The sequence below is a fragment of the Xanthomonas sp. 3075 genome, from assembly GCF_014197275.1.
Taxonomy (GTDB): domain Bacteria; phylum Pseudomonadota; class Gammaproteobacteria; order Xanthomonadales; family Xanthomonadaceae; genus Xanthomonas; species Xanthomonas campestris_B.
In genome coordinates, this window is the sequence record NZ_JACIFI010000028.1 from 12,649 (window position 1) to 36,225 (window position 23,577).

Sequence of the window (23,577 nt, forward strand, 5' to 3'; positions counted from 1 at the left end):
GGTGCGGTGTCCTCATCGATTGCGGGACCGTTGGCGGCATCGATGCCGCGATCGAGCCCCCAGGGATGGGTTCACGGCGTGTCCCGCAAGCGGTGAGGGCGCCGCGCGCTCGACCAAGCCGGTGTTTGATCCAAGCGCTTTTGACTGCATCCATGAGGACGCGATGATTGGAAATCACGGTTGTCCTGGCGTGCTAGACAGGGCTGATAGATCACCTGCAGCGCAGATGGTCTGCCGGGTGCAAGCAGCGCATGGCGCGTGTCGTTCGGATCACGGTGTGCCCGATCAGCTTCCACTGCAAGCCAGGCAGCGGGAACGCACCAGCAAGTTGCTCAGTCACCGTGCGGCGCTTGTGCCATCGCACGCTGCGCATGCGCTGCCAGCCCGGCATCCGTCAGCACCGCGCATTGGCGCTCGCCACGCTCTTCCACGCGGATCCAGCCCGGGCCGGGCTGGCCATCCAGACTGGCGCTGCCTAGCCAAGCTAGCGTGCGCAGCAACACACTCATGCGCACGCCCAATTGCTTGCACAACCGCGCCAGCGACACGCCCTCCGGCGTCTCGGCTAGCGCAAGCAGCAACTGCGCGGTGAGCTGCGGATCAGCGGACAAGCACGGCTCCGATGTCGCGCGGCGCGGCATCGGCGGTCTCGGCGCGATGCGGCAACACGATCACAGGAATCGACTTGGAGGTCGGCGTGCGCGCTTCGTCGGCGAAGCTGGACAGCGGCACCAGCGCGTTGGTTTCCGGGTAATACGCCGCCAGACAGCCGCGTGGGATGTTGTAGTCCACCAGCAGGAAGCGGCGCGCCTCGCGGTGTACGCCGTCCTCGCACAGGCTTTCCAGATCCACCCAATCGCCGGCCTTCATGTTCAGCGCCGCGATGTCCGCGCCGTTGATGAAGAGCACGCGGCGCTCGCCGAACACGCCGCGATAGCGGTCGTCCAGGCCGTAGATGGTGGTGTTGTACTGATCGTGTGAGCGCGTGGTGGCCAGCGTAAACACCATCTGATCGCCACGCGAACGCCGCGCGCGATGGATCGGGTTATCGGTCGGCACCGCGTGCGATTTGAACACCGCACGCTGTTCGGGCGTCACCCACTGGCGATCGCGCGCGGTGTTGGACAGGCGGAAGCCGCCCGGCGTGCGCACGCGCTGATTGAAGTCGGCAAAATCCGGGAACACCTGCGCGATCAGGTCGCGTACGCGGTCGTAATCGCCTACCAGCCAGCGCCAGCGGATCGCGCTGCGCGTCCCCAAGGTGGCCTCGGCCAGGCGCGCCACGATCGCCGGCTCGGACAACAGATCCGGCGAGGCCGGCGGATTGATGCCGGCCGACAGGTGCACCATGCTCATCGAATCTTCCACCGTCACGCCTTGCGAGCCGGCATCCTGGATGTCGATTTCGGTACGGCCCAGGCATGGCAGGATCAACGCATCGCGCCCGTGCACCAGGTGGCTGCGATTGAGCTTGGTGGTGACGTGGACGGTGAGCTCGCAATTGCGCAGCGCGCGGTGCGTGGCATAGGTATCCGGCGTGGCGGCGGCAAAATTGCCGCCCATTGCGAAGAACACCTTGCCGCGCCCATCCAGCATCGCTTCGATCGCACCAACGGTGTCGAAGCCGTCTTCGCGCGGCGGCGCAAAACCGAACACCGACTGCAACTTGTCCAGAAACGCGGCCGGCGGCTTTTCGTAGATCATCATCGTGCGGTCGCCCTGCACGTTGCTATGCCCGCGCACCGGGCACACGCCTGCGCCGGGGCGGCCCAGATGGCCGCGCAGCAGCAGCAGGTTGGTGATCATGTGGATGGTGGCCACCGAGTGCTTGTGCTGGGTGATGCCCATGCCCCAGCACGCGATCACACGCTCGGCCTTCAGATAGATCTCGCCGGCCTTGCGCAGCGCCGCTTCGTCCAGCCCGGACTCTTCGACGATGGTGTCCCAGGCTTCTGCATGCACATCGGCAGCGAAGGCGTCGAAGTTGGCGGTGTGCTCGGCGATGAACTCCAGATCCAGCAAACGCGGCGTGCCATCGCGCTGCGCTTGCGCATCGCGCTCCAGCACATGCTTGATGATGCCCTTCAACGCCGCCAGATCGCCGCCGATCTTGAGCTGGAAGTAATCCGAGGCGATGCGCGTGGAGCCGTTGTGCAGCATCTCCAGCTTGTCCTGCGGGTCGGCGAACTTTTCCAGCCCGCGCTCGCGCAGCGGGTTGAACGCCGCAATCGCCGCGCCGCGCTTGGAGGCCTGGCGCAACTCGCCCAGCATGCGCGGGTGATTGGTACCCGGGTTCTGGCCGAAAATGAAGATCGCATCGGCCAGTTCGAAATCGTGCAGCGACACGGTGCCCTTGCCCACGCCGATCTGCGACCGCAGTGCGGTGCCGGAGGGCTCGTGGCACATGTTGGAGCAGTCCGGGAAGTTGTTGGTGCCGAACTCGCGCACGAACAACTGATACAAAAACGCCGCTTCGTTGCTGGTGCGCCCGGAGGTGTAGAAGATCGCCTCGTCCGGCGATGCCAGGCCGTTGAGGTGACCGGCGATCTGTGCGAACGCGTCGTCCCAGCTCACCGGGACGTAATGGTCGGTGGCGGCGTCGTAGCGCATCGGATGGGTCAGGCGGCCCTGCCCTTCCAGCCAGTAGTCGCTGTACTGCGACAGCAGGCTGACGCTGTGCGCGGCAAACAATTCGTTGCCGGCGCGGCGCGCCGTGGATTCGGCAGCGACGGCCTTGGCGCCGTTTTCGCAGAATTCGAAGGTGGAGGTGTGATCGCGGTCGGGCCAGGCGCATCCGGGGCAGTCGAAGCCGTCCGGCTGGTTGGCGTGCAGCAGCGTCTTGGCGCCCTGCACCGCGATGTCCTGTTCCATCAGGTGCTTGGCCACCGAGCGCAGTGCGCCCCAGCCGCCAGCGGGATTGTCGTATTGCTGGATGGTCTTCTTGCTCATGCGGGCTCTCCCACGCCACCGCCCAGATCCAGGCGGTGCGGATGGCTGTAAACGACACAATCGTGATCGCGGGCAAACCCGATCAGGGTCAGTCCCGCACTGTCGGCCAGGCTGATCGCCAGCGCGGTCGGCGCCGAAATCGCTGCGAGCAGCGGAATCCGGGCCTGCGCGGCTTTCATGGCCATTTCGTAACTGGCGCGGCTGGTGACCACCGCAAATCCCTGCGATGCATCGACGCGTTCGTGCGCCAATGCACCAATCAACTTGTCGAGCGCGTTATGCCGCCCGACGTCTTCGCGCACGTAACGCACCACACCGTGCGCGTCGGCCCAGCCGGCGGCATGCACGGCACCGGTCTGCGCGGCAATCGGCTGCTGCGCATGCAGCGCATCCAGCGCACGCGCCAAGGCCTCCACATCGATCTGCAGCGACGACTGCACCACCGGCGGCACGCGCAGCACCGCCTCGATCGACTCGTTACCGCAGACCCCGCAGCCACTGCGTCCATCCAGATTGCGCCGCCGCTGGTCCAACGCGGCGGCACGCTCGGGCGGAATCTCGATCTGCAACGAAGCGCCTTCCAGAAACGTCTCCACCGCCAGCACGCGCAAGTCCTGCGCGTGCGCGACGATGCCCTCGCTCAACGAGAATCCGAGTGCGAAATCCTCCAGATCCTTCGGCGTGGCCATCATCACCGCGAATGGCACGCCGTTGTAGTTGAAGGCGACCGGCATTTCGGCCGCCACCATGTCCTGCAGCGTGGCGCTGCGGCCGCCACGATGGCGGACCACCGTACGGACCACACTGCCGGGCTGCATCGAACGGGAGGACGGACTGCTCATCTCACCTTAGTGGAACAACACGAAGGCTTTTTGCAGCGTGACCCAGATGCCCCAGCACATCGGCACACCCACCGCCAACCAGGCCAGTGCGACCAATGCCGGATTACCACCGTGGCCGATGCGCGCCAGTTGTTCCGGCGGCAGGACCGCCTTGCCACTGCGGTCTACCTTCTCGTGTGCCAGCTGCTTCTCGCGCGCCAATTCGTCCGGCGTCATGAAGTGACGCGCAGCCACCGGACGCACCAACAGATTGCAGATCAGACCAAGCACCAACATGCCGGCGAGGATGTACATGGTGGTGTTGTAGACCTGTGACGGCGGGCTTCCGTGCGCCAGCTGGTACTCGCGCATATAGCCCACGACCACCGGACCGAGAATGCCGGCGGTGGCCCAGGCGGTCAGCAGACGGCCGTGGATGGCGCCGACCATCTGGGTGCCGAACAGGTCGGCCAGATACGCGGGAATGGTGGCAAACCCGCCGCCGTACATCGACAGGATGATGCAGAAGATGCCAGCGAACAGCGCGATGCCGCCCACGCCACCGGCCGATGGCGCAGCCGCGTACAGGCAGATCCCCAACACGAAGAACAGCGTGTAGGTGTTCTTGCGGCCGAGCTTGTCGGACATGCTGGCCCAGAAGAAACGGCCGCCGATGTTGAACAGGCTCAACAGACCAGTGAAACCGGCCGCGATCGCCGCGATGCTGGCCAATTGCGTCGGATCCAGGCTACCGAAGCCGACATCCACCCCGATCAACCGGCCGCCGAACACTTCCTGCAACATCGGCGAGGACATGCCGATCACGCCGATACCGGCCGACACGTTCAGGCACAGCACACCCCACAGCAACCAGAACTGCGGGATGCCCCAAATCTTTTTCACGTGCACGTGGTTGGCGGTGATCATGGCGTTGCTGCTGGCCACCGGGGCGGTCCAGCCAGCCGGCGTCCAGCCGCTCGGCGGGACGCGGTAACCGAAGGCGCCGGCCATCATGAAGACGAAATACAGCGCCGCCATCACCAGGAAGGTTTCCATCACGCCCACCGAGGTCGGCGTGGCGAAGTGGCGCATCAGCGCATCGGCCAGCGGGCTGCCGATCATCGCGCCGCCGCCGAAGCCCATGATCGCCATGCCGGTTGCCATGCCGCGACGGTCCGGGAACCACTTGATCAGGGTCGACACCGGCGAGATATAGCCCAGGCCCAGACCGATACCGCCGATCACGCCCGAGCCCAGCCACAACATCCAGATCTGATGGAAGTGGATGCCCACCGCCGAAATCACCAGGCCACCGCACCAGCACAGCGCCGAGACCACACCGGCCTTGCGCGGACCGGCACGTTCCAGCCAACCGCCCCAGATCGCCGCCGAACAGCCCAGCAGCACGAAGAACAGCGTGTACATCCACTGCAGCTCGCTGATCTTCCAATCGCAGGTGGTGGCGACCATGCGCGCGAACAGGCCCATGTCGGCCGGGCACGCGATGGCCTCGGTGATGCCCAGCGCCTTGGACAGCGGCAACCAGAACACGCTGAAGCCATAGGCCATGCCGATACACAGATGGATCGCCAATGCAGCCGGCGGCACCAACCAACGATTGAACCCCGGACGCGCCACGATGCGCTCCTTGGACAGCAAGCCGGCGTCTGCGCCGTTGGCTGTCGCCACGGTGGACCCTAGTGTCATTCCCATTCCCCTAAAAAGTACGATTAACGTGTTAAATAACGATTGACAGCTGCGATCGATTGATGCGTTGCGATATAAGCAGCAGCAACTGCCGGGTCCGTCAGGCGGTTGTCTGGCGCATCATCGGCGATCCCTGCATCTTTGCAATGCTCCAGTGCGACCCCGCAACGCGCCAGGCTCGCCCACCGCCCGTACCGCAAGGCGTTCCAGAGGTTAGCGGCCGAGTCATCGACTAATTGACTAGCGCGTTGCGTGCCCCGCCACGCATGTCTCCAAACCGCTATGCAATCGGCGGTCGCCAGGGTGACGTCCGCGGCAATGGCTGCCGTACAGTCACCCAATCCTTGGTGACGGAGTCCGCAATGCACGACCACCTTCTGCCAGACGACACTCAGGCGCTGCAGGCCCCTGCACAGATGGACGCGTTCTGGATGCCGTTCACCGCCAACCGGCAGTTCAAGGCACGCCCGCGCCTGCTGGCCTCGGCCGCCGGCATGTACTACCGCGATGTGGACGGCCGCCAGATCCTGGATGGCACCGCCGGGCTCTGGTGCTGCAACGCCGGACATAGCCGCGAGCGCATCGTGGCGGCGATCCGCGAACAGGCCGGCACGCTGGATTTCGCCCCGACCTTCCAGATGGGCTCACCGCTGCCGTTCGTGCTGGCGCAGCGGCTGGCCGCGATCGCACCGCCCGGCCTGGGCCATGTGTTCTTCACTAATTCCGGCTCGGAGGCGGTGGATAGCGCAATGAAGATCGTGCTGGCCTATCACCGCCTGCGCGGCGAGGGCCAGCGCACCCGCTTCATCGGCCGCGAGAAGGCGTACCACGGGGTCGGCTTCGGCGGCATGTCGATCGGCGGGCTGCCCAACAACCGCAAGTGGTTCGGCCCGCTGCTGGCCGGCACCGATCATCTGCGCCACACGCTGGATCTCGAACGCAATGCCTATTCGCGCGGCCTGCCTACGCACGGAGTGGAACTGGCCGACGATCTGGAGCGGCTGATCAGCTTGCACGACGCCTCCACGATAGCAGCGGTGTTTGTCGAACCGGTGTCCGGCTCGGCCGGGGTGATCCTGCCGCCGGAAGGCTACCTGCAACGGCTGCGCGCCATCTGCGACCGCCACGGCATCGTGCTGGTGTTCGACGAGGTCATCACCGGCTTCGGCCGGGTCGGCGAGGCGTTTGCCGCGCAGCGCTTCGGCGTCACGCCCGATCTCATCACCGCCGCCAAGGGGCTGACCAGCGGCAGCGTGCCGATGGGCGCGGTGCTGGTGGCCGATACGATCTTTGATGCCTTCATGCACGGGCCGCAGAACGCGATCGAGCTCTTCCACGGCTATACCTATTCCGGCCACCCGCTGGCCTGCGCCGCGGCGATCGCCACGCTGGACGTCTACGCCGAAGAGGATCTGTTTTCGCGCGCGATCACGCTGGGCCCGCAATGGGAAGACGCGCTGCACAGCCTGCGCGGACTGCCGCACGTCATCGACATCCGCAACATCGGCCTGATCGGCGCGATCGAGCTGGCACCGCGCGACGGCGCACCGGGCGCGCGCGGCTACGAGGTGTTCGAGCGCTGCTTCCACGACGGCGGTCTGCTGGTACGCGTCACCGGCGATGTCATCGCGTTGTCGCCGCCGCTGATCGTCACTGCCGAGCAGATTGGGCAGATGGTCGAGACCCTGGCCGGCATCCTGCGCCAGCTCGACTAGCGCGGCGCCCGGATTGATTGCGCGGCAGGTGGTTGCAAGGGGCAGTGACTGGCGCTTGTACGGGAAGCGTCGCGTTGGCGCCAGCGCACGCGCCAATCGGCTGATCCAGCCCACGACGGCGCGCGTACCGCTTACCCGACGTTGCTCGCGTGTCACGGGCGCAGGCACCACGTCAAGCGCGCAAAGCCGGAGCAGGCTCACTACAATGCCCGCCCCCGCACTCCCCCGCAGTTGCCGCATGAACATCGTTGTCAAAGAAGAACTCAAGGCCTACATCGACCCGCTGACGCCCGACGAGCACGAAGCGCTGGAACGCAGCCTGCTGGCCGAAGGTTGCCGCGACGCGCTGGTGCTGTGGGGCGATGTACTGGTGGACGGCCACAACCGCTACGGCATCTGCCAGAAGCACGGCTTGCCGTTCCAGACCGTGCAGAACCCGCGCTTCCAGTCGATGCAGGACGTGCATCTGTGGATGATCGAGCAGCACCTGGGCCGGCGCAGCGTATCGGACTTCCAGCGCGGCGTGCTGGCGCTGCGCAAGCGCGCGATCCTGGCCGCGCGCCAGCGCAGCCAACGCGATGCCGACGCCGCCGAAGCGCCGGTGCTCGGCGACGCCCCGCCCGCGAACGGCATCGATCACGGCACCGCGCAGGCTGCCGCCGACAACGACAGCCCGCCGTGGGAAGAAACCTCCACCCCGGTCAGCCGCGCCGAGCTGGCACGCGAAGCCCGCCTGAGCAGCAACCAGGTGGTGATGATCGAGCGCATCCACAAACAGGCCGCCCCGGAAGTGGTGCAGGCAGTCAAGGCCGGCGAGATTTCGATCAGTGCTGCAGCTGCCGTGGCCACCTTGTCCGAGGACGAGCAACGCACCGCCGCGCAGGCCGGCAAGGCCGAGCTCAAGCAGGCCGCCAAGCGGGTGCGCGACGCCAAGCGCAAACCCAAATCCGACGAGGCCGAAGGCGGCGAAGCCGAACGCCGCGATGTGAAAGCGCTGCAACGCCGCGTCACCGAACTGGAAACCGAAAACGCCGCGCTGCAGGCCAAGGTGGCCGCGCTGCAGTCGCAGCTGGAACGTCTGCGCGGTTAAGCCGGTGTCGGCGGTATGCGGCCAGGCGCCGTTGCCGTCGCGCCGCAACGGCGTGCGGTGGCGGAAGCACAGCGATCCGCACCGCAATGGGGCCGGCGCTGGCCCTGCATCGCGCATCCGTCGAGCCGCCGCCTCGCATCGCGCGCAGAGGCCGGTGTCGCTGCGCAGGCGCCCTGACCGACATTGCGGCACGACACACGAGGCCTTTGGCAATACGACGCTTCTGCAATGCGACCGGTCGGCGTCAACACGCGTGCCGCGCCGACCGGCCGCCACCTGCATGGCCACACGGCCCTGACGCCACGCCCGGCGTCCGCGCCCGTCAGTCGTGGCGATCGGCAACAACCGTGCAGTACCAAGGCATGCGCGCTTGCCAGGACCCGACGGCATTTCACCCGTCCTGACGATTGCCCGGCAGCGTCCCGCCAGCAGGCACAGCGGCAATCGCCGTGGACATGCCATCCGCACATGCCATCCGCACACGCTTGGGTACACTTCCATCATGGAACCCAGCGTCAGCACTCCCCGTCCCATCGATCCCCGTCGCGCCCAGCTGCAACGCATGAAGCTGTTGGCGGTGGCCCTGCTGCTGGCCATGTTTGCCGGCTTCGTCGTCAGTCACCTGATGGGCGAACAAGGCGTGTGGGCCTGGGTGTCTGCCTTCTGCGAGGCCGCCACGGTCGGTGCGCTGGCCGACTGGTTTGCGGTGGTGGCCTTGTTCCGCCGCCCGATGGGCCTGCCGATTCCGCATACCGCGATCCTGCCGCGCGGCAAGGACCGTCTGGCCGATGGCCTGGCGGTGTTCGTGCGCGACCAGTTCCTCGCCCCCGATGCGCTGATGGAAAAGCTACGGGTGTTCGACCCGGCCAGCCGTCTCGGCGAATGGCTGGCCAAACCCGAGCAGGCGCGCATGCTCGCGCAGATGGCGCGCAGCTGGATGCTGCAGGCGCTGGAGCTACTGGACGAAGCCGCGGTGCGGCGCGCGATCCAGCGCTTCGTGGTGGATCGCCTGCGCAAATGGAATGCCGCCGCCACGGTCGGCGATGTGTTGGCCCTGCTCACCACCGACGGGCGCCATCAGAAATTGCTGGACGAGGTGTTGCTGCGGCTGGGCGAATGGCTGGACCAGGAACAGGTCAAGACGCGTGCGTCGGCGCTGATCGTGCGCTATGCGCGGCGCGAGTGGCCCAAGCTGGTCGGCACGGTGAACTGGGTCAAGCCGATCGAAGAGATCGGCGACAGCCTGGCCGACCGCATGGCGCGGGCGGCGATCGAAGAATTGCAGGACATCCTCAAGACGCCCGAGCATCCAATCAGGCTCGACTATGAAGCATGGTTGCAGCGCTACATCGTGCGCCTGCGCGACGAACCGGACATGACCGCACGGGTCGAAGAGCTCAAGCAACGCGCGATCGAACACCCGGCGCTGCAGGATTACGTACAAGGGCTGTGGGGCGAGATTCGCGATGCCCTGCGTCACGACCTGGCGCGCGAGGAATCCTCGATGGCCGCGCACATGGAGCGCTCGATGCAGTCGCTGGGCCAGGCCTTGTCGCAAGACCCCTCGCTGCGCGAAGCGCTCAACCAGCACATGCTGCAGGCCGCCGACAAACTCACCACGCGCTTGCGTGCATCGGTGACCGAACATATTGCCTCGACGATGAAAAGTTGGGACGAACGTCACCTCGTCGAGCAATTGGAATTGGGAGTTGGACGCGATCTGCAATACATTCGGTTCAATGGAACCTTGGTTGGTGGATTGATCGGCCTTGCTCTTCACGCATTGTCGATCTGGCTATCGCTCTGATTGCATTGACATCGATCACCCGTCTGGATGGTTAATGGTATGGGGAATACCGCACGCAACCAGATGATCGTCACGCGGCACCACGAGGTAGGCGTTACCGTCGACCAGCATCTTGAGCACGCAACAGGCAAGGCAAAGGAAACGAAATGCCGCATGGCCGCTGGGATCTGCGCAGGAAATACGGGCGCCGCGCGTTTATCAGCGCACTGCTGATTCTCGCTGCAGGCCTGATCGCTTCCATCGTCACCGCAGTGTCGCTGCAACGGCATAACGACCTGGAGCGTACGCAACGTTTCGATTATGTCGTGCGTGCGCTGACGCGCAATATCAGCGAGCGCATGTATACCTTCGAGCACGGCCTGCGCGGTGCGCGCGGCGCTGTGATCGGCGCAGGTAGCGGGATCATCAGTCGAGATCGCTTCACCTTGTACAGCCGCTCGCGGGATTATTCGCGCGAATTTCCCGGCGTGTTGGGGTATGGCTATATCCATCGTGTTCGGCCCGCCGAAGAAGCCGCCTTTCTGCAGGCCGCCCGTGCCGATGGCGCGCCAGACATTCACCGGCGTCCGCTGGCGCCATGGGATGGCGAGCGCTACATGGTGCTGTATTTCGAACCGGAGTCATCCGGAAACCGTCCACTCGGAATCGATATCGCATCCGAACCCCGTCGCCGCGCCGCCGCCTTGCAGGCCTCGCGCAGCGGCGAGCCGGTGATGACCTCGCCGGTCTCGCTTTCCGGCTACCGGATTCCTTCCGAAAGCGGCTTTCTGGTGTTGCTGCCGGTCTATCGCGAAGGCATGCCGCTGCAGACGCCGCAGCAGCGCATGGAAGCGACCAATGGCTGGGTGTACGCGCCTTTCAGCGTCGAACAGATGGTGCAGAGCGCGCTGGGCGAGCGCGATGACGTGGCACTGGATCTGTCCGACCGGAACGAGCCCACCCACAATTTCTATCGCAGCGGCACGCCGGCCAGCGAAAGTGCGCGGCATCTTCCGGTCGTGCGCCTGCTATCGATCTACGGCCGCACCTGGATCATCACCGCGCAGCCCACCGCCAGTTTCCTTGGCTCGCTCAACCAGACCTCACCATGGCTGATGGGCGGTCTGGTAATGGCGGTATCGGTGTTGCTGGCGACCTTGCTGGTGCTGTATTTCAGCAACGGATTGCGGCGCGAGGAAGTGCTGCGCAAGCAGATGGAGCTGGCCGCCCTGGTCGGCAACTCGAGCGAGGCGATCGTCGCCGAAACCCCGGATGGGCGGATCACCCACTGGAATCCCGCCGCCGAGGCGATGTTCGGCTTCACCGCCAAGGAAGCCATCGGACAGAACCTGACGCGACTGCTGTCGCCGCAACCGTATGCGATGCCGGAGATCGACCCCACCGATGCACAGCCGGCCAACGCCTCGGTCGCGCACAGCATGCGTCATCGCGATGGGCATCACGTCCATGTGCTGGCCAGCAAGGCGCCGATCATCGAAAGCGAAGGCACGCTCGGCGGCCACTCGCACTTCTTCCGCGACATCTCCGAGCGCGTGCGCTCGCATCAGCGCATCGTCGATCTCAACGCTTCGCTCGAACACCAGGTGGCCGAGCGCACCAGCGAACTGGTGAAGTTCTCGGCGCTGCAACGCGCGATCCTGGCGCATGCCGGCTACGCCATCATCGCCACCGACTCCAGCGGCTTTGTCACCCTGTTCAATCCTGCTGCAGAAAAGCTGTTGGGTTACAGCACCGAGGACGTCATCGGCCGCCGCAAGGCCAGCCAGTTCGTCGAACCGGAGGAATTGCAGGAGCGCGCGCACATGCTCTCCGAGCAGACCGGTACACCGGTGGCACCCACGCTCGAGGCGGTTGCCGCGCTGACCAGCCTCGGCCGCAGCGACACCAACGAGTGGACCTATGTCAGCCACGATGGTCGTCGCCTGCCGGTGCTACTGACGCTGAGCACCTTGCGCGACGACAACGACCAGGTGATCGGCTACCTGGGCGTCGCGGTGGATCTGACCGAACAGAAGCTGCACGAAAAACAGCTGCGCCTGGCGATGGATGCGGCCAAGAGCGCCAACCAGTCCAAGTCCGATTTCCTGGCCAACATGAGCCACGAGATCCGCACGCCGATGAACGCGATTCTGGGCATGCTGTATCTGCTCCAGCGCAGCGAGCTGCCCGCCGCCGCGCAGGACATGGTGACCAAGATCGATCGCTCGGCGCGCACGCTGCTGGAGATCATCAACGACATCCTGGACTTCTCCAAGATCGAGGCCGGGCGCATCGATCTGGAATGTGCGCCGTTCGACCTCAATCAATTGTTCGACAACATCGCCGACCTGATGCGCTCCTCGCTGAGCGCCAAGCCGGTGGAAATGATCGTCGAGCCGCTGCCGCGCGATTGCCGCTGGTTGCTCGGCGATGCATTGCGCATCAACCAGGTGCTGGTCAACCTGGTCGGCAATGCCATCAAGTTCACCGAGCAGGGCGAAGTGGTGCTGTCGGTACGGCGCTTCCCCAGCGGCGACCCGAACAAGCTCAAGCTGCTGTTCTCGGTACGCGACACCGGCATCGGTATTTCCAAGGAAAAGCAGAGCCTGATCTTTTCGCCGTTTCTGCAGGCAGACACCTCCACCAGCCGGCGTTATGGCGGCAGCGGTCTGGGACTGACCATCAGCCGGCGCCTGATCGAATTGATGGGCGGCGAGCTGGAAGTGGAAAGCGTGCCCGGCCGCGGGAGCGAGTTCTATTTCGTGGTGACGCTGGAAAAATCCGCCGTCCCGCAGACGCAGCACGAGCCGCCCGTGCTATCGCCCGAAGCGATGCCGCGCGTGTTGATCGCCGACGATCACGACGCGGCGTTGAACAATCTGGCGCGTATCGCCAGCGAGCTCGGCTGGCGCGTGGAAGCGGTGTCCAGCGGCCAGGCCGCCCTGGAAGCGATCGAGCAGGCCAGCGAGCCATACGACATTTTTCTTCTCGACTGGCGCATGCCCGACATCGATGGCGTGGCCATCGCGCGCCATGTCCGCGCGCGCGCCGCACCCGGCCCGCATCCGGTGATCGTGATGGTCACCGCGTACGAGCGCCGGCTGCTGGAGCAGAACCCCGAGCAACAGGATCTGGATGCGGTGATGACCAAGCCGGTGACCAGTGCGGCGCTGCACCGGCTGGTGGAGCAGCTGTTCGACGACCGCCCTGGCGCACGCCCGGCAACGCCCTCGTTTGTCGCGCGCCGGCTGGAAGGTGCGCATCTATTGCTGGTGGACGACAGCGACATCAATTGCGAGGTGGCGCAGCGCATTCTCGAAGGCGAAGGCGCGATGGTCACCGTTGCCCATGACGGCGAGCAGGCAGTGGACACGCTCAAGCGCGCGCCGGGGCTGTTCCATCTGGTGCTGATGGACGTGCAGATGCCGGTGGTGGACGGTTACGAGGCCACGCGACGGCTGCGTCAGAACCCTGCCCTGGCCAATCTGCCGGTGATCGCGCTGACCGCCGGCGCGTTCCGCCCGCAACAGGAAAAAGCGCTGGAAGCCGGCATGAACGGATTTATTGCCAAGCCGTTCAACGTCGAAGAACTGGTCACTGCGATTCGCCACTTCCTGCAACCGGGCGTGCGCCGCATCCCCTCGCTGCCGCACGAGGGCGCAACCGAGACCGGCCCGGCATGGGACCACGCCGACCCGGACGTGCTGGACGCCGCGCGTGCTCGCAGCCTGTGGCGTGAGCGCGAGCCTTACGCGCGATACCTGCGCAAGTTGCTGCGCGACAACCCTGACCCGGCCGCGCTGGCTGCCGAGCATCTACGCAACAACGACCTGGCCGCCATCGGTGCGATGGCGCACAAGCTGCGCGGCGCCGCCGGATCGCTGGCGCTGCCGGCGTTGGGCGGAGCTGCCGGCGAGCTGGAAATGCGTATCGATGAAGGTCAAGACATCACCGCCTCGCTGATCGCGCTCAAAGACACCATGCAACGGACCGTCGAGGCCATCCACGCATTCCTGCAAGGCAGCGATGGCGACGATGCAGTGGAACACGAAGGCCTCGCGCTGGACGAAGACAGCGCGGAGATTCTCGAAGCCGCCCTGGCCAGCGACGATGCCGACCAGATCGACCACGCGCTGCTGATTTGCGCCCCCCGTCTGCCGCACACGCTGCAGGAAGAACTGCAACGCGCGGTCGAAGATTTCGACTTCCGTCGTGCCGAAGCCACCTTGCGCGACTGGCAAGCCACTCACCCGCGCTGAGCGATCCGCGTCTGTCTGCAAGGATGCCCCCATGCTGTCCCGCCCCCTGCTCTGCGTCGACGACGAATCCAGCAACCTGGCAACGCTGCGCCAGCTGCTGCGTGAGGATTTCCCGCTGGTCTTCGCAAAGTCCGGCAGCGAAGCGCTGGATGCGGTGGCACGGCACGCGCCGGCGCTGATCCTGCTGGATGTCGGGTTGCCGGACATGGATGGCTACGCTGTGGCGCGTGCGCTGAAGCAGCAGCCGTCCAGCAGCGCCATCCCGATCCTGTTCGTGACCTCGCGCAACAGCGAACACGACGAGCGCGCCGGGCTGGAGGCGGGCGCGGCCGATTACGTCAGCAGGCCCTACTCGCCCGCCCTGCTCAAGGCGCGCATCGCCACCCAACTGAAGCTGGCCGAAAACGCACGCCTGGCGCAGCAATACCGCGATGCGATCCATCTGCTCGGCACCGCCGGCCAGGGCCAGGACGCCGACACCGCTGCGCATATCTGGCGCATGGCCGGCTATGCACGCGTGCTGGCCGAGGCGGTGGGGTGGTCGCCACAGTGCGCGCAGATGCTGCAGGACGCCGCGCCCCTGCACGACGCCGGCAAGATCGCAGTGCCCGGCAACATCCTGCACAAGCCCGACTCGCTGGACGAACACGAACGCTCGGTGGTGCGACAGCATCCTCAGGTTGGCCACGATCTGCTGCGGCACGGGCGCGGCGCAGTCTTCCAGCTGGCGGCGGAGATCGCGCTGCATCACCACGAATGCTGGGACGGCAGCGGCTACCCGCAGGGCCTGGCCGGGGATGCCATACCGGAATCGGCGCGCATCGTGGCCGTGGCCGATGTCTTCGACGCCCTGTGCGGGCGGCGTGCGTACAAGGCGCCATGGACGGTGGACGATGCCATCCGCAAGCTCGACAGCATGGCCGGCAAGCAACTGGAACCGCGCCTGGTGCAGCATTTTCGCCAGGCCTTGCCGCAGCTTCTGCAGATCAAGGACGCCTGGGATAGCCCTGCCGCGTAGTGCCGAACCGAAAGCGACCAACGGCAGCGGACACAACAATGACCCTGGGTTTGTCGGGCAGATGCAAGGGTGCGCAATAGGCGCAACGGCCTGCGCTCTTTTACCGAGCGAAGCGAGTGCGCAGCGCCGGATGCGGGTACCGCCAGTCCGTGCACTGTCACCGCGTCCTGCGCATCCTCAGGCGCCCTTGCAGCAGATCGCCGCTGATTGATCCCCCCACATCCAGACCATTGGCTCTACAGCAAGACACACGCACTGTTGCCGCCATGCGCTTGAACCGCACTTGCTGCATGCGGACAATATGCATGTTGCGCCGCACAACATCGTGCGACGCGGGCCGATGCTGTTGCCGTGCGGGCATGGCTGCGTCGGCCCCGCAACCGAGAGTCCGATGTCCTCCAGTGTGCCCGAGGCCGGCGTCACGCCGCCGCGCTATCCCGATTACCGCATCATCTCGCTGATCCTGGCCTGCGCCATTTTCATGGAGCAGATGGATGCCACCGTGCTGGCGACCGCACTTCCCACCCTGGCGCGCGATTTCGGCGTCGCCGCGCCGGCCATGAGCATCGCCATGACCAGCTATCTGCTGGCGCTGGCGGTGTTGATCCCTGCCAGCGGCGCCATCGCCGACCGCTTCGGCCTGCGCCGCGTATTCGGCGCATCGATCTGGGTGTTCGTCGGCGGCTCGATCCTGTGCTCGCTGGCCGACAGCCTGCCCACCATGGTTGCCGCGCGCGTGCTGCAAGGCGCCGGTGGCGCGATGATGGCACCGCTCGGCCGGCTGATTCTGCTGCGCACCGTCGAGCGCCGCCACCTGGTGTCGGCGATGGCCTGGACGCTGGTACCGGCCTTCATCGGCCCGATGCTCGGCCCACCGTTGGGCGGATTTTTCGTCTCGTATCTGGACTGGCGCTGGATCTTCTACATCAATGTGCCGATCGGCATCGCCGGTTTTCTGCTGGTGCGCCGATTCATCCCGGATATCCCCACCGAATCGGCCCCGGCACGCTTCGATCTGCGCGGCTTCGTGCTGTGCGGCACCGCGTTGGGCTGCCTGTTGTTCGGCCTGGAAATGGTCAGCCAGCAGGATGGTCTCGGCACGGCGAGCTGGTTGCTGGCGATCGGCGGCGGCGCCGCGCTGGGGTATCTGTGGCATGCGCGCCACCACCCTGCGCCGCTGCTGGATCTGAGCTTGCTGTGCATCGATTCGTTCCGGCTGTCGGTGATTGGCGGCGCGCTGATGCGCATCACCCAGGGCGCGCATCCGTTCCTGCTGCCGCTGCTGTTCCAGATCGGCTTCGGCATGAGTGCTGCACACAGCGGGCGCCTGATCCTGGCCACCGCGCTCGGCGCACTGCTGATGCGCAGCATCACCCCGCAGTTGCTGCGCCGCTTCGGCTATCGCAACAGCCTGATCGGCAACGGCGTGCTCGCCAGCCTGGGCTACATGGTGTGTGCGTTGTTCCGGCCCGACTGGCCGCCAGCGCTGATGTTCGGCCTGCTGCTGTGCTGCGGCGCGTTCATGTCGTTCCAGTTCGCCGCCTACAACACCATCGCCTACGAAAACGTGCCCGCATCGCGCATGAGCCGCGCCAGCAGCCTGTACACCACCTTGCAGCAACTGATGCTCTCGGTCGGCGTATGCGCCGGCGCAATGATCCTCAAGCTGGCGATGCTGGCCGGCGATCACACCCAACCGGCGCAACGCGATTTTTCGCTGGCGTTCTGCGTGGTCAGCCTGATTTCGCTCAGCGCCACCTGGTGGCATGTGCGTTTCGACAAAGATGCCGGGCAGGAAATGAGCGGGCACCGGGCTTCGAGCGGCTGACAGCAGGGCTGCGTAGCCGGCGCAGCTACACAGCCGTGACTGGAATCGGCGTGCACCGCCCCGGCAACTGCGGTTTCCATGCGACATCCACATCCAGTTGCCAACTGCCCGCACCGCTTGGTTGACCAGTCTTGCAGCGTGTCATGTCCGCCAACTCGCATGACAGCACCCCATAGGTGCCGCCATGTCTGCCATCATCGCGCCTTGTCGTTTTGCCGCGACGCGGCCTCGGCACGCGTCACCAGCAGGAACGCCAGCGGAAAGCCGATCTCGATCGCGACTGCCGCGAAGATGCCGGCGTTGACATGCCCGGCCACCCACTCCGCCACGCCCAGCACTGCCAGCAACAGGCACGCGGTGACAAAGCCCGCAATCACGGCACGGCGCCCTGGCGACGGTGGCGCCGTTCGCACCAGCAGCAGCATGACGCCGATGGCCGCATACAGCGGTGCGGCGCGTCGGCCGAGCACGCCCAGCGCGTCACTGTCGAAGCCCACGCCCCAATTGGCCAGCATGGCCGCAGGCGCCAGCAGCCACGTCGCGCCCAACGCGAAGAACGACAACGCCGACAGCGTGGCCAGGTAGCGAAATGCGCGCGATGCATTCGGCGCGCTCATGCGTTCACCTCCACGACCGTGCGCCCCTGCACCTTCCGCGCCTCGCCGTCAGAGTGGGGCTGATGCAATCCCCGGCCGCTGGTCAGCACCCGGTCTGCAACTGCAATGCCGGCATCGCGGGACGCTTGGACCACACCGGCAGGATCGACGCCAGGAATCAGCGGAAGATGGCGAATGATCGGGCCACCTCCGCTCATCGCCACCATCATCGCGTGGTGGTCGTTGCCGGTCGAATACTCGACAGCAACCCTCACCTCGCCCGGCATCAACGCGTCTTCGTTGAACTGGGCCAGCCTGGTAACCACCGGCTCGCGGGTCTGAACGCTAAGCACTGCATTGAAGGTCATTGCCTTCTCCTGTTGGGGTCAAGGCCGCGCGCTACCGCGTCACCACCGACGCATCGGTAACGGCATGCACACTGCAGTCGCTGCGGCTCGTTTTTTGTGCAGCGGTGCAACCCGGCGTGGCGCAGCTGAAACCTGTTGCGCTCACCGCCAGGGCCGGCACTTGCAGTGGTTTGTCGGCCGGGCTTATCCGGCGTGGGATGGCGTCGTCGTCTCGGGTGGCGTCTTCGCATCGAGCTGCAGGTTCTTGCGAATCAGCGCCTGAAACACGCCTGCCGGCGCAAACCGCCGCAAGAACTGCAGCTGTCCGGCGATCTTGCCCGCGGTGTAGCGCACCTTGGGCTGCTGGGCGCGCGCCGCCTTCACCACCACGTCGGCCACGACGGAGGGCTCGTCCGCGCTTGCCATTGCCTGCGCCACCACCTGGCCGACCTGGTTACGGATCTGACGGTAGTTTTCCAGTGGCGCATCCGGGGCGAGAGTGTTCGCTTCGAACTGGGTCCTGGTATAGGCCGGCTCGATCACCGTGACCCGGATTCCGTAGCTGCGCAGCTCGTGGTCCACGGCTTCGGAGTAACCCTCCACCGCGTGCTTGCTGGCCGCGTACAGCGCCGCATACGGCGTGGGCACCAGCCCGATGATCGAGCCGATGTTGATGATGCGGCCACTACCCTGGCGCCGCATGTGCGGCACCACTGCACGCGTCATGCGCACGACACCGAGGAAGTTGGTGTCGAGGATGGCCTTGGCCTGTTCGATCGAGCTTTCCTCCGCAGCGGCGGGAGACACACCGAAACCGGCGTTATTGACCAGCAGGTCGATGCGCCCTTCCCGTTGCAGCAGCTCCTGGATCGCGGCGTCGACCGATTCGTCGCTGGTCACATCCAGCGCCAGCAGCGTGAAGGCGCGCTGCCCGGACTGCGCGCCGCGACGGCTGGTGCCGTACACCGTATAACCGGCGGCAGCCAACGCGTTGGCAGTTGCTTCGCCGATGCCGGAGGAGGCGCCGGTCACCAGCGCAACAGGGGGTTTGCTTGTCATTGGAATTCCTTGAGTGCAGTGAGTGACAGGGCGGCAGTCGATTGACGATCACGCCGCGACTGGGATGCGATGGCTTGGCTAAAAAAAAACGCAGTTCTACCGGTGAAACCTCGGCCACGTGTGTGGCGGATGCACGCCTGTCGGTTAGTTGGATGCCTGCAACGACGACAGGATCTGGTCGCGACACACCGCGATGATTTCGTCGGCCAGAGGCGAATCGTTCGGGCACGACCGCGACAGCACGATGGCGCCGATGGCGTGCGCCATCATGTCCAGGTTGCTGGCGCGCTCCGCTGCTGCCTCGGCGGTGCCAGGCGCAGCGCTGCTGCGGTCGAGCGAGGCCAACAGGTTTTCGACCCCGGCGGCGAACGCCTCGCGCACTTCCTCCGGCTGGCGCGCGGCATCGGCGCCCAGCGCAGCCATCGTGCAGCCGGTGGCAAGGCTGTCGCGATGTCCGCGCGACAGATAGAAGTTCACGAAATCCGCCTTGTCCACGTGCTCGGTCTGCGCAGCGATGTTGGCCAGGCCGCAGGCCGCCGATTCGGCCATCAGATCCGCCTTGGAGCGGAACTGCTTGTAGAAGCCACCGTGGGTGAACCCTGCAGCGGCCATCAGATCGGCGATGCCGATCCCTTCGTAACCACGCTCGCGAAACAGCACCGAGGCGGTCTCGACGACGTGCGCCCGGTTTGCCTGCGCCTGTGCCTTGGTCACTTTCATCGTTGGACACTCCGTGCTTGTGCGGGACTGGGGAGAGCGGCAGCTTACTTTGATGTCATTCGTCATCAAAGTGTTGACACTTTAGATTTTGATCGTAATCTTTGTCAACCACTGATTCCGAGCACCGCCAATGACCCACCCTTCGCTGTTCGAACCCTATGCACTGGGCGCGCTGACCCTGGCCAACCGCATCGTGATGGCCCCGCTGACCCGCAACCGTGCGGGCGCCGGCCTGGTGCCGAGCGCACTGGCGGCCACCTATTACGCCCAGCGCGCCTCGGCCGGCCTGCTGATCACCGAGGCCACCCAGATCTCGCCGCAGGCCCAGGGCTATCAGGACACCCCCGGCCTGTACACGCCCGAGCAGATCGCCGGCTGGCGTGCGGTCACCGACGCCGTGCATGCCAAGGGCGGGCGCATCTTCGTGCAGCTGTGGCATGTGGGCCGGGTGTCGCATGTCGACCTGCAGCCGGGCGGTGCCGCACCAGTTGCGCCGTCGGCGATCCGCGCGGCGACCAAGGTGTTCGTCAACAACGGCTTTGCCGACGTCTCCGAACCACGCGCCCTCGAGCTGCACGAACTGCCGGGCATCGTCGACGACTTCCGCCAGGCAGCGGCCAATGCGATTGCCGCCGGCTTCGATGGCGTCGAAATCCACGGCGCCAACGGCTACCTGCTGGAGCAGTTCATCAAGGACGGTGCCAACCAGCGCACCGATGCCTACGGCGGCTCGATCGAAAACCGCGCGCGCCTGTTGCTGGAGGTGGTCGCTGCAGTGAGCAAGCAGATCGGCGCCGATCGCACCGGCGTGCGCATCTCGCCGGTGTCGCCGGCAAGCGGCATTTCCGGCAGCGATCCGCAGCCGCAATACGACTACATTGCCGAACAGCTCGAAGCGCTGGGCATCGTCTACCTGCACGTGGTCGAAGGTGCGACCGGCGGCCCGCGCGACGCGGCCCCGTTCGACTATGCCGCGCTGCGCAGCAAGTTCACCCGTACCTATCTGGCCAACAACGGCTACGACCTGGAACTGGCCAACGCCCAGTTGCGCGCAGGCAACGTCGACCTGGTGGCCTTCGGCCGCCCGTTCATCAGCAACCCCGATCTTGTCGAACGTCTGCACACCGGCGCAGCGCTGGCGCCGTTGAATCCGGCCACGCTCTACGGCGGTGGCGCCGAAGGTTATATCGACTACCCGTCCCTCGCCGGCTGAGGCTGTCTCGCCTGGCGTCTTTCATCCACTGTCATCAAGGAATTCTGTATGTCCACACTTCCCGCTGTCCTCATCACTGGCGCCTCCACCGGTATCGGCGCCGTCTACGCCGAGCGCTTTGCGCAACGCGGCCACAACCTGGTGCTGGTCGCACGCGACAAGGCCCGTCTGGATGCGCTGGCGGCGCGTCTGCACGCTGCACATGGCGTCAACGTCGACGTGCTGCAGGCCGACCTGACCCAGCCCGCCGACCTGACCGCAGTGGAAGCCCGCCTGCGCGATGACGCGCAGATCGGCATCCTGATCAACAACGCCGGCATGGCGCAGTCTGGCGGCATCCTGCAGCAGAACGCCGAGGCAATCGACCGCCTGCTGGCGCTCAATGTCACCGCGTTGACGCGCCTGTCTGCCGCGGTTGCGCCGCGCTTTGCGCAGTCCGGCAGCGGCGCGATCGTCAACCTCGGCTCGGTGGTGGGCTTCGCTCCCGAATTCGGCATGAGCGTCTATGGCGCCACCAAGGCCTTCGTGCTGTTCCTGTCGCAGGGGCTGCACCTGGAGCTGGGGGCCAAGGGTGTGTATGTACAGGCCGTGTTGCCGGCCGGCACGCGCACCGAGATCTGGGGGCGTGCCGGTATCGACGTCAACACGCTCAGCGACCTGATGGACGTGGGCGAACTGGTCGATGCCGCGCTGGTTGGTTTCGATCGCCGCGAACTGGTCACCATCCCGCCGCTGCACGTGGCCGAACGTTGGGACGCACTGGATGGCGCGCGCCAGGGGCTGCTGTCTGACATCCGCCAGGCCACCGCAGCCGAGCGCTATCAGCCGGCGGCCTGACCGGCCCGGCGGCGCACCCGCCCGCAGCGCTTGCCACGGTGAGCGCTGCGGACCTGCGCTGAGGCGTCGCGCATTCGCGCTGCTGCATGGATGCGTCGATTCAAACCGCCCACATGGCGATCAGGCGGCAGGCACGCAGTTGCCAGCGCAAAGGTGAAGGCGGCCGGGGCCCACATCGCGCCCGGCCACGCATCCAGACAACGACAGCAGTGGACCCGAACCAGATGAAAGCACTCACCTTCAAACGCTATGGCAAATCTCACGATATCGGCTTCAGCGAGCGCGCCCGCCCGACGCTGCAGCCCGACGAACTCCTGGTCGAGGTGCATGCCGCTGGCGTAAACCCGATCGACAACATGATTCCCACCGGCATCTTCAAACCTGTGGTGAAGTTCGAGCTGCCCGCCACGCTGGGCAGCGACGTGGCGGGGATCGTCATCGACGTCGGCAGCCGCGTCACCCGCTTCAAGCGGGGCGATGCGATTTTTGCCAGCGTGTTCGATCTTGGCCGCGGCACCATCGCCGAGTATGTCGCGGTACCGGAAAGCGCCGCAGCGCTGAAGCCGGCCAATCTGGATTTCGTGCAGGCGGCATCGCTGCCGATGGTCGCGCTCACGTCCTGGCAGGCCCTGACGGAACGTGCCGACCTGCAGCCCGGCCAGAAGGTGTTCATCCCTGCCGGTTCCGGCGGTATCGGCACCATCGCGATCCAGTTGGCAAAACACCTCGGCGCCACCGTCGGCACCACCACCAGCACCGGCAATGTCGCGCTGGTGAACAGCCTTGGCGCAGATGAGGTGGTCGACTACAAGCAACAGGACTTCGAGACCGTGCTGCGCGGCTACGACATCGCGCTTGGCACGATGCGGGGCGATACGATCGAAAAATCGCTCGCCATCCTCAAACCCGGCGGCAGGATCGTGTCGCTGGTCGGGCCGCTGGATGCAGCCTTTGCCCGCGCACGCCGGTTGAATGTCGTGCTGCAATTCGTCTTCGCCATGATGAGCCGCAAGATCATCCGTCTAGCGAACAAGCACAACGTCGCCTACTCGTTCCTGTTCGTACGCCCCAATGGCACGCAACTGGCCAAAATCGGCGAACTGCTCGAAGCCGAACGCATCCGCCCGGTCATCGACAAGGTGTTTGCGTTCGACCAGGCAAAGCAGGCGCTGGAGTATCTGGCGCAAGGCCGCGCCAAGGGCAAGGTGGTCGTCAAGATCAAGTAAGAAGCCGGATACAGATCCGTAGGCCAGGCTGCGATACAAGAAGACCGCACGGCGCGAACCATGCCGTCGTACTGTTTCAACGATAGTGCGCAACACATGTACATGGTTGTAGATGCGAACTGGAAATGTGCAATCCGGTTGCAGGGCACCCAATCTGCGGCTTATCTAGAGGCCCTTGCCCGCCCACCGTCGCGGGACACGCCGCAAGTACATTCCCGTTAGGCTCTTATGCGGCATCCATGTCGCGTAAGGTCCCGCCACGGTTGGCGGACAAGGACCCGTCGAGATGGTTGGTGTCCATGCCTTTCATAAAGCAACCAGCAGAATCTTTGCTGCGGTGTCATCGCCGATTGCGGGACCCTTAGCGGCATGGATGCCGCCACGGAGCGTCCACGGACGAATTCAC

Annotated in this window: 17 protein-coding genes; 9 read left to right on the forward strand and 8 right to left on the reverse strand. The window is 65.6% G+C overall.

Annotated features, from left to right (window positions below; translation table 11 throughout):
- Window positions 1-332 precede the first annotated feature (332 nt).
- Genes GGR62_RS19085 through GGR62_RS19100 form a run of 4 tightly spaced genes read right to left on the reverse strand, consistent with a single transcriptional unit; the run spans window position 333 to window position 5,477 of the window.
- Entirely contained in the window at window positions 333-611 is a 279-nt protein-coding gene (locus tag GGR62_RS19085) for a hypothetical protein (RefSeq protein WP_184409416.1), read from the reverse strand.
- Complete coding sequence (locus GGR62_RS19090; RefSeq protein WP_184409417.1) at window positions 601-2,949, reverse strand: FdhF/YdeP family oxidoreductase; 2,349 nt, start codon at window positions 2,947-2,949, stop codon at window positions 601-603. Before GGR62_RS19090 ends, GGR62_RS19085 begins: the two co-directional genes overlap by 11 nt.
- Window positions 2,946-3,791 carry a formate dehydrogenase accessory sulfurtransferase FdhD gene (fdhD, locus tag GGR62_RS19095; RefSeq protein ID WP_184409418.1) on the reverse strand — a complete coding sequence of 282 codons (846 nt, stop codon included), beginning with the start codon at window positions 3,789-3,791 and terminating at the stop codon, window positions 2,946-2,948. The genes GGR62_RS19090 and fdhD overlap by 4 nt, the downstream gene beginning before the upstream one ends.
- Before the next feature lie 6 nt (window positions 3,792-3,797).
- Window positions 3,798-5,477, reverse strand: a complete 1,680-nt coding sequence (locus GGR62_RS19100; RefSeq protein ID WP_184409419.1) for an OFA family MFS transporter — start codon at window positions 5,475-5,477, stop codon at window positions 3,798-3,800.
- Window positions 5,478-5,839: 362 nt separating this feature from the next.
- Between GGR62_RS19100 and GGR62_RS19105 the strand changes: the two genes are divergently transcribed.
- The 6 genes from GGR62_RS19105 to GGR62_RS19130 all read left to right on the forward strand — a co-directional run bounded on the left by GGR62_RS19105 (window position 5,840) and on the right by GGR62_RS19130 (window position 17,173).
- Complete coding sequence (locus GGR62_RS19105; protein WP_184409420.1) at window positions 5,840-7,192, forward strand: aspartate aminotransferase family protein; 1,353 nt, start codon at window positions 5,840-5,842, stop codon at window positions 7,190-7,192.
- 238 nt (window positions 7,193-7,430) lie between these two features.
- Window positions 7,431-8,282 (forward strand): plasmid replication/partition related protein, encoded by an 852-nt coding sequence (locus GGR62_RS19110; RefSeq protein ID WP_184409421.1) that lies wholly within the window; start codon window positions 7,431-7,433, stop codon window positions 8,280-8,282.
- Between the two features lie 502 nt (window positions 8,283-8,784).
- Complete coding sequence (locus GGR62_RS19115; RefSeq protein WP_184409422.1) at window positions 8,785-10,089, forward strand: DUF445 family protein; 1,305 nt, start codon at window positions 8,785-8,787, stop codon at window positions 10,087-10,089.
- 146 nt (window positions 10,090-10,235) lie between these two features.
- The gene (locus GGR62_RS19120; RefSeq protein ID WP_184409423.1) at window positions 10,236-14,327 is read left to right on the forward strand and encodes a CHASE domain-containing protein; all 4,092 of its coding nucleotides are present in this window, start codon (window positions 10,236-10,238) and stop codon (window positions 14,325-14,327) included.
- 31 nt (window positions 14,328-14,358) lie between these two features.
- On the forward strand, window positions 14,359-15,345 hold the full coding sequence (locus GGR62_RS19125; RefSeq protein ID WP_184409424.1) for an HD domain-containing phosphohydrolase: 987 nt from the start codon (window positions 14,359-14,361) through the stop codon (window positions 15,343-15,345).
- 391 nt (window positions 15,346-15,736) lie between these two features.
- Window positions 15,737-17,173, forward strand: coding sequence for a DHA2 family efflux MFS transporter permease subunit (locus GGR62_RS19130; protein ID WP_184409425.1), 1,437 nt, complete (start codon window positions 15,737-15,739; stop codon window positions 17,171-17,173).
- 194 nt (window positions 17,174-17,367) lie between these two features.
- Here the strand turns inward: GGR62_RS19130 and GGR62_RS19135 are convergent, their stop codons facing one another.
- From GGR62_RS19135 to GGR62_RS19150, 4 genes are all read right to left on the reverse strand, one after another.
- Window positions 17,368-17,790 (reverse strand): hypothetical protein, encoded by a 423-nt coding sequence (locus tag GGR62_RS19135; protein ID WP_184409426.1) that lies wholly within the window; start codon window positions 17,788-17,790, stop codon window positions 17,368-17,370.
- On the reverse strand, window positions 17,787-18,137 hold the full coding sequence (locus GGR62_RS19140) for a hypothetical protein (protein ID WP_184409427.1): 351 nt from the start codon (window positions 18,135-18,137) through the stop codon (window positions 17,787-17,789). Before GGR62_RS19140 ends, GGR62_RS19135 begins: the two co-directional genes overlap by 4 nt.
- 183 nt (window positions 18,138-18,320) lie before the next feature.
- Entirely contained in the window at window positions 18,321-19,175 is an 855-nt protein-coding gene (locus tag GGR62_RS19145; protein WP_184352418.1) for an oxidoreductase, read from the reverse strand.
- Window positions 19,176-19,319: 144 nt separating this feature from the next.
- On the reverse strand, window positions 19,320-19,895 hold the full coding sequence (locus tag GGR62_RS19150) for a TetR family transcriptional regulator (RefSeq protein WP_184352417.1): 576 nt from the start codon (window positions 19,893-19,895) through the stop codon (window positions 19,320-19,322).
- 130 nt (window positions 19,896-20,025) lie between these two features.
- Here GGR62_RS19150 and GGR62_RS19155 point away from each other — a divergent pair, with 130 nt between their 5' ends.
- The 3 genes from GGR62_RS19155 (at window position 20,026) to GGR62_RS19165 (ending at window position 23,171) form a co-directional block, all read left to right on the forward strand.
- The gene (locus tag GGR62_RS19155) at window positions 20,026-21,108 is read left to right on the forward strand and encodes an alkene reductase (RefSeq protein WP_184409428.1); all 1,083 of its coding nucleotides are present in this window, start codon (window positions 20,026-20,028) and stop codon (window positions 21,106-21,108) included.
- Window positions 21,109-21,156: 48 nt separating this feature from the next.
- Window positions 21,157-21,945: an SDR family oxidoreductase gene (locus tag GGR62_RS19160; protein ID WP_104542125.1), complete on the forward strand. Its 789-nt coding sequence runs from the start codon at window positions 21,157-21,159 to the stop codon at window positions 21,943-21,945.
- Window positions 21,946-22,031: 86 nt separating this feature from the next.
- Window positions 22,032-23,171, forward strand: coding sequence for an NADP-dependent oxidoreductase (locus tag GGR62_RS19165; protein ID WP_326520277.1), 1,140 nt, complete (start codon window positions 22,032-22,034; stop codon window positions 23,169-23,171).
- The last annotated feature ends 406 nt before the right edge of the window (window positions 23,172-23,577 follow it).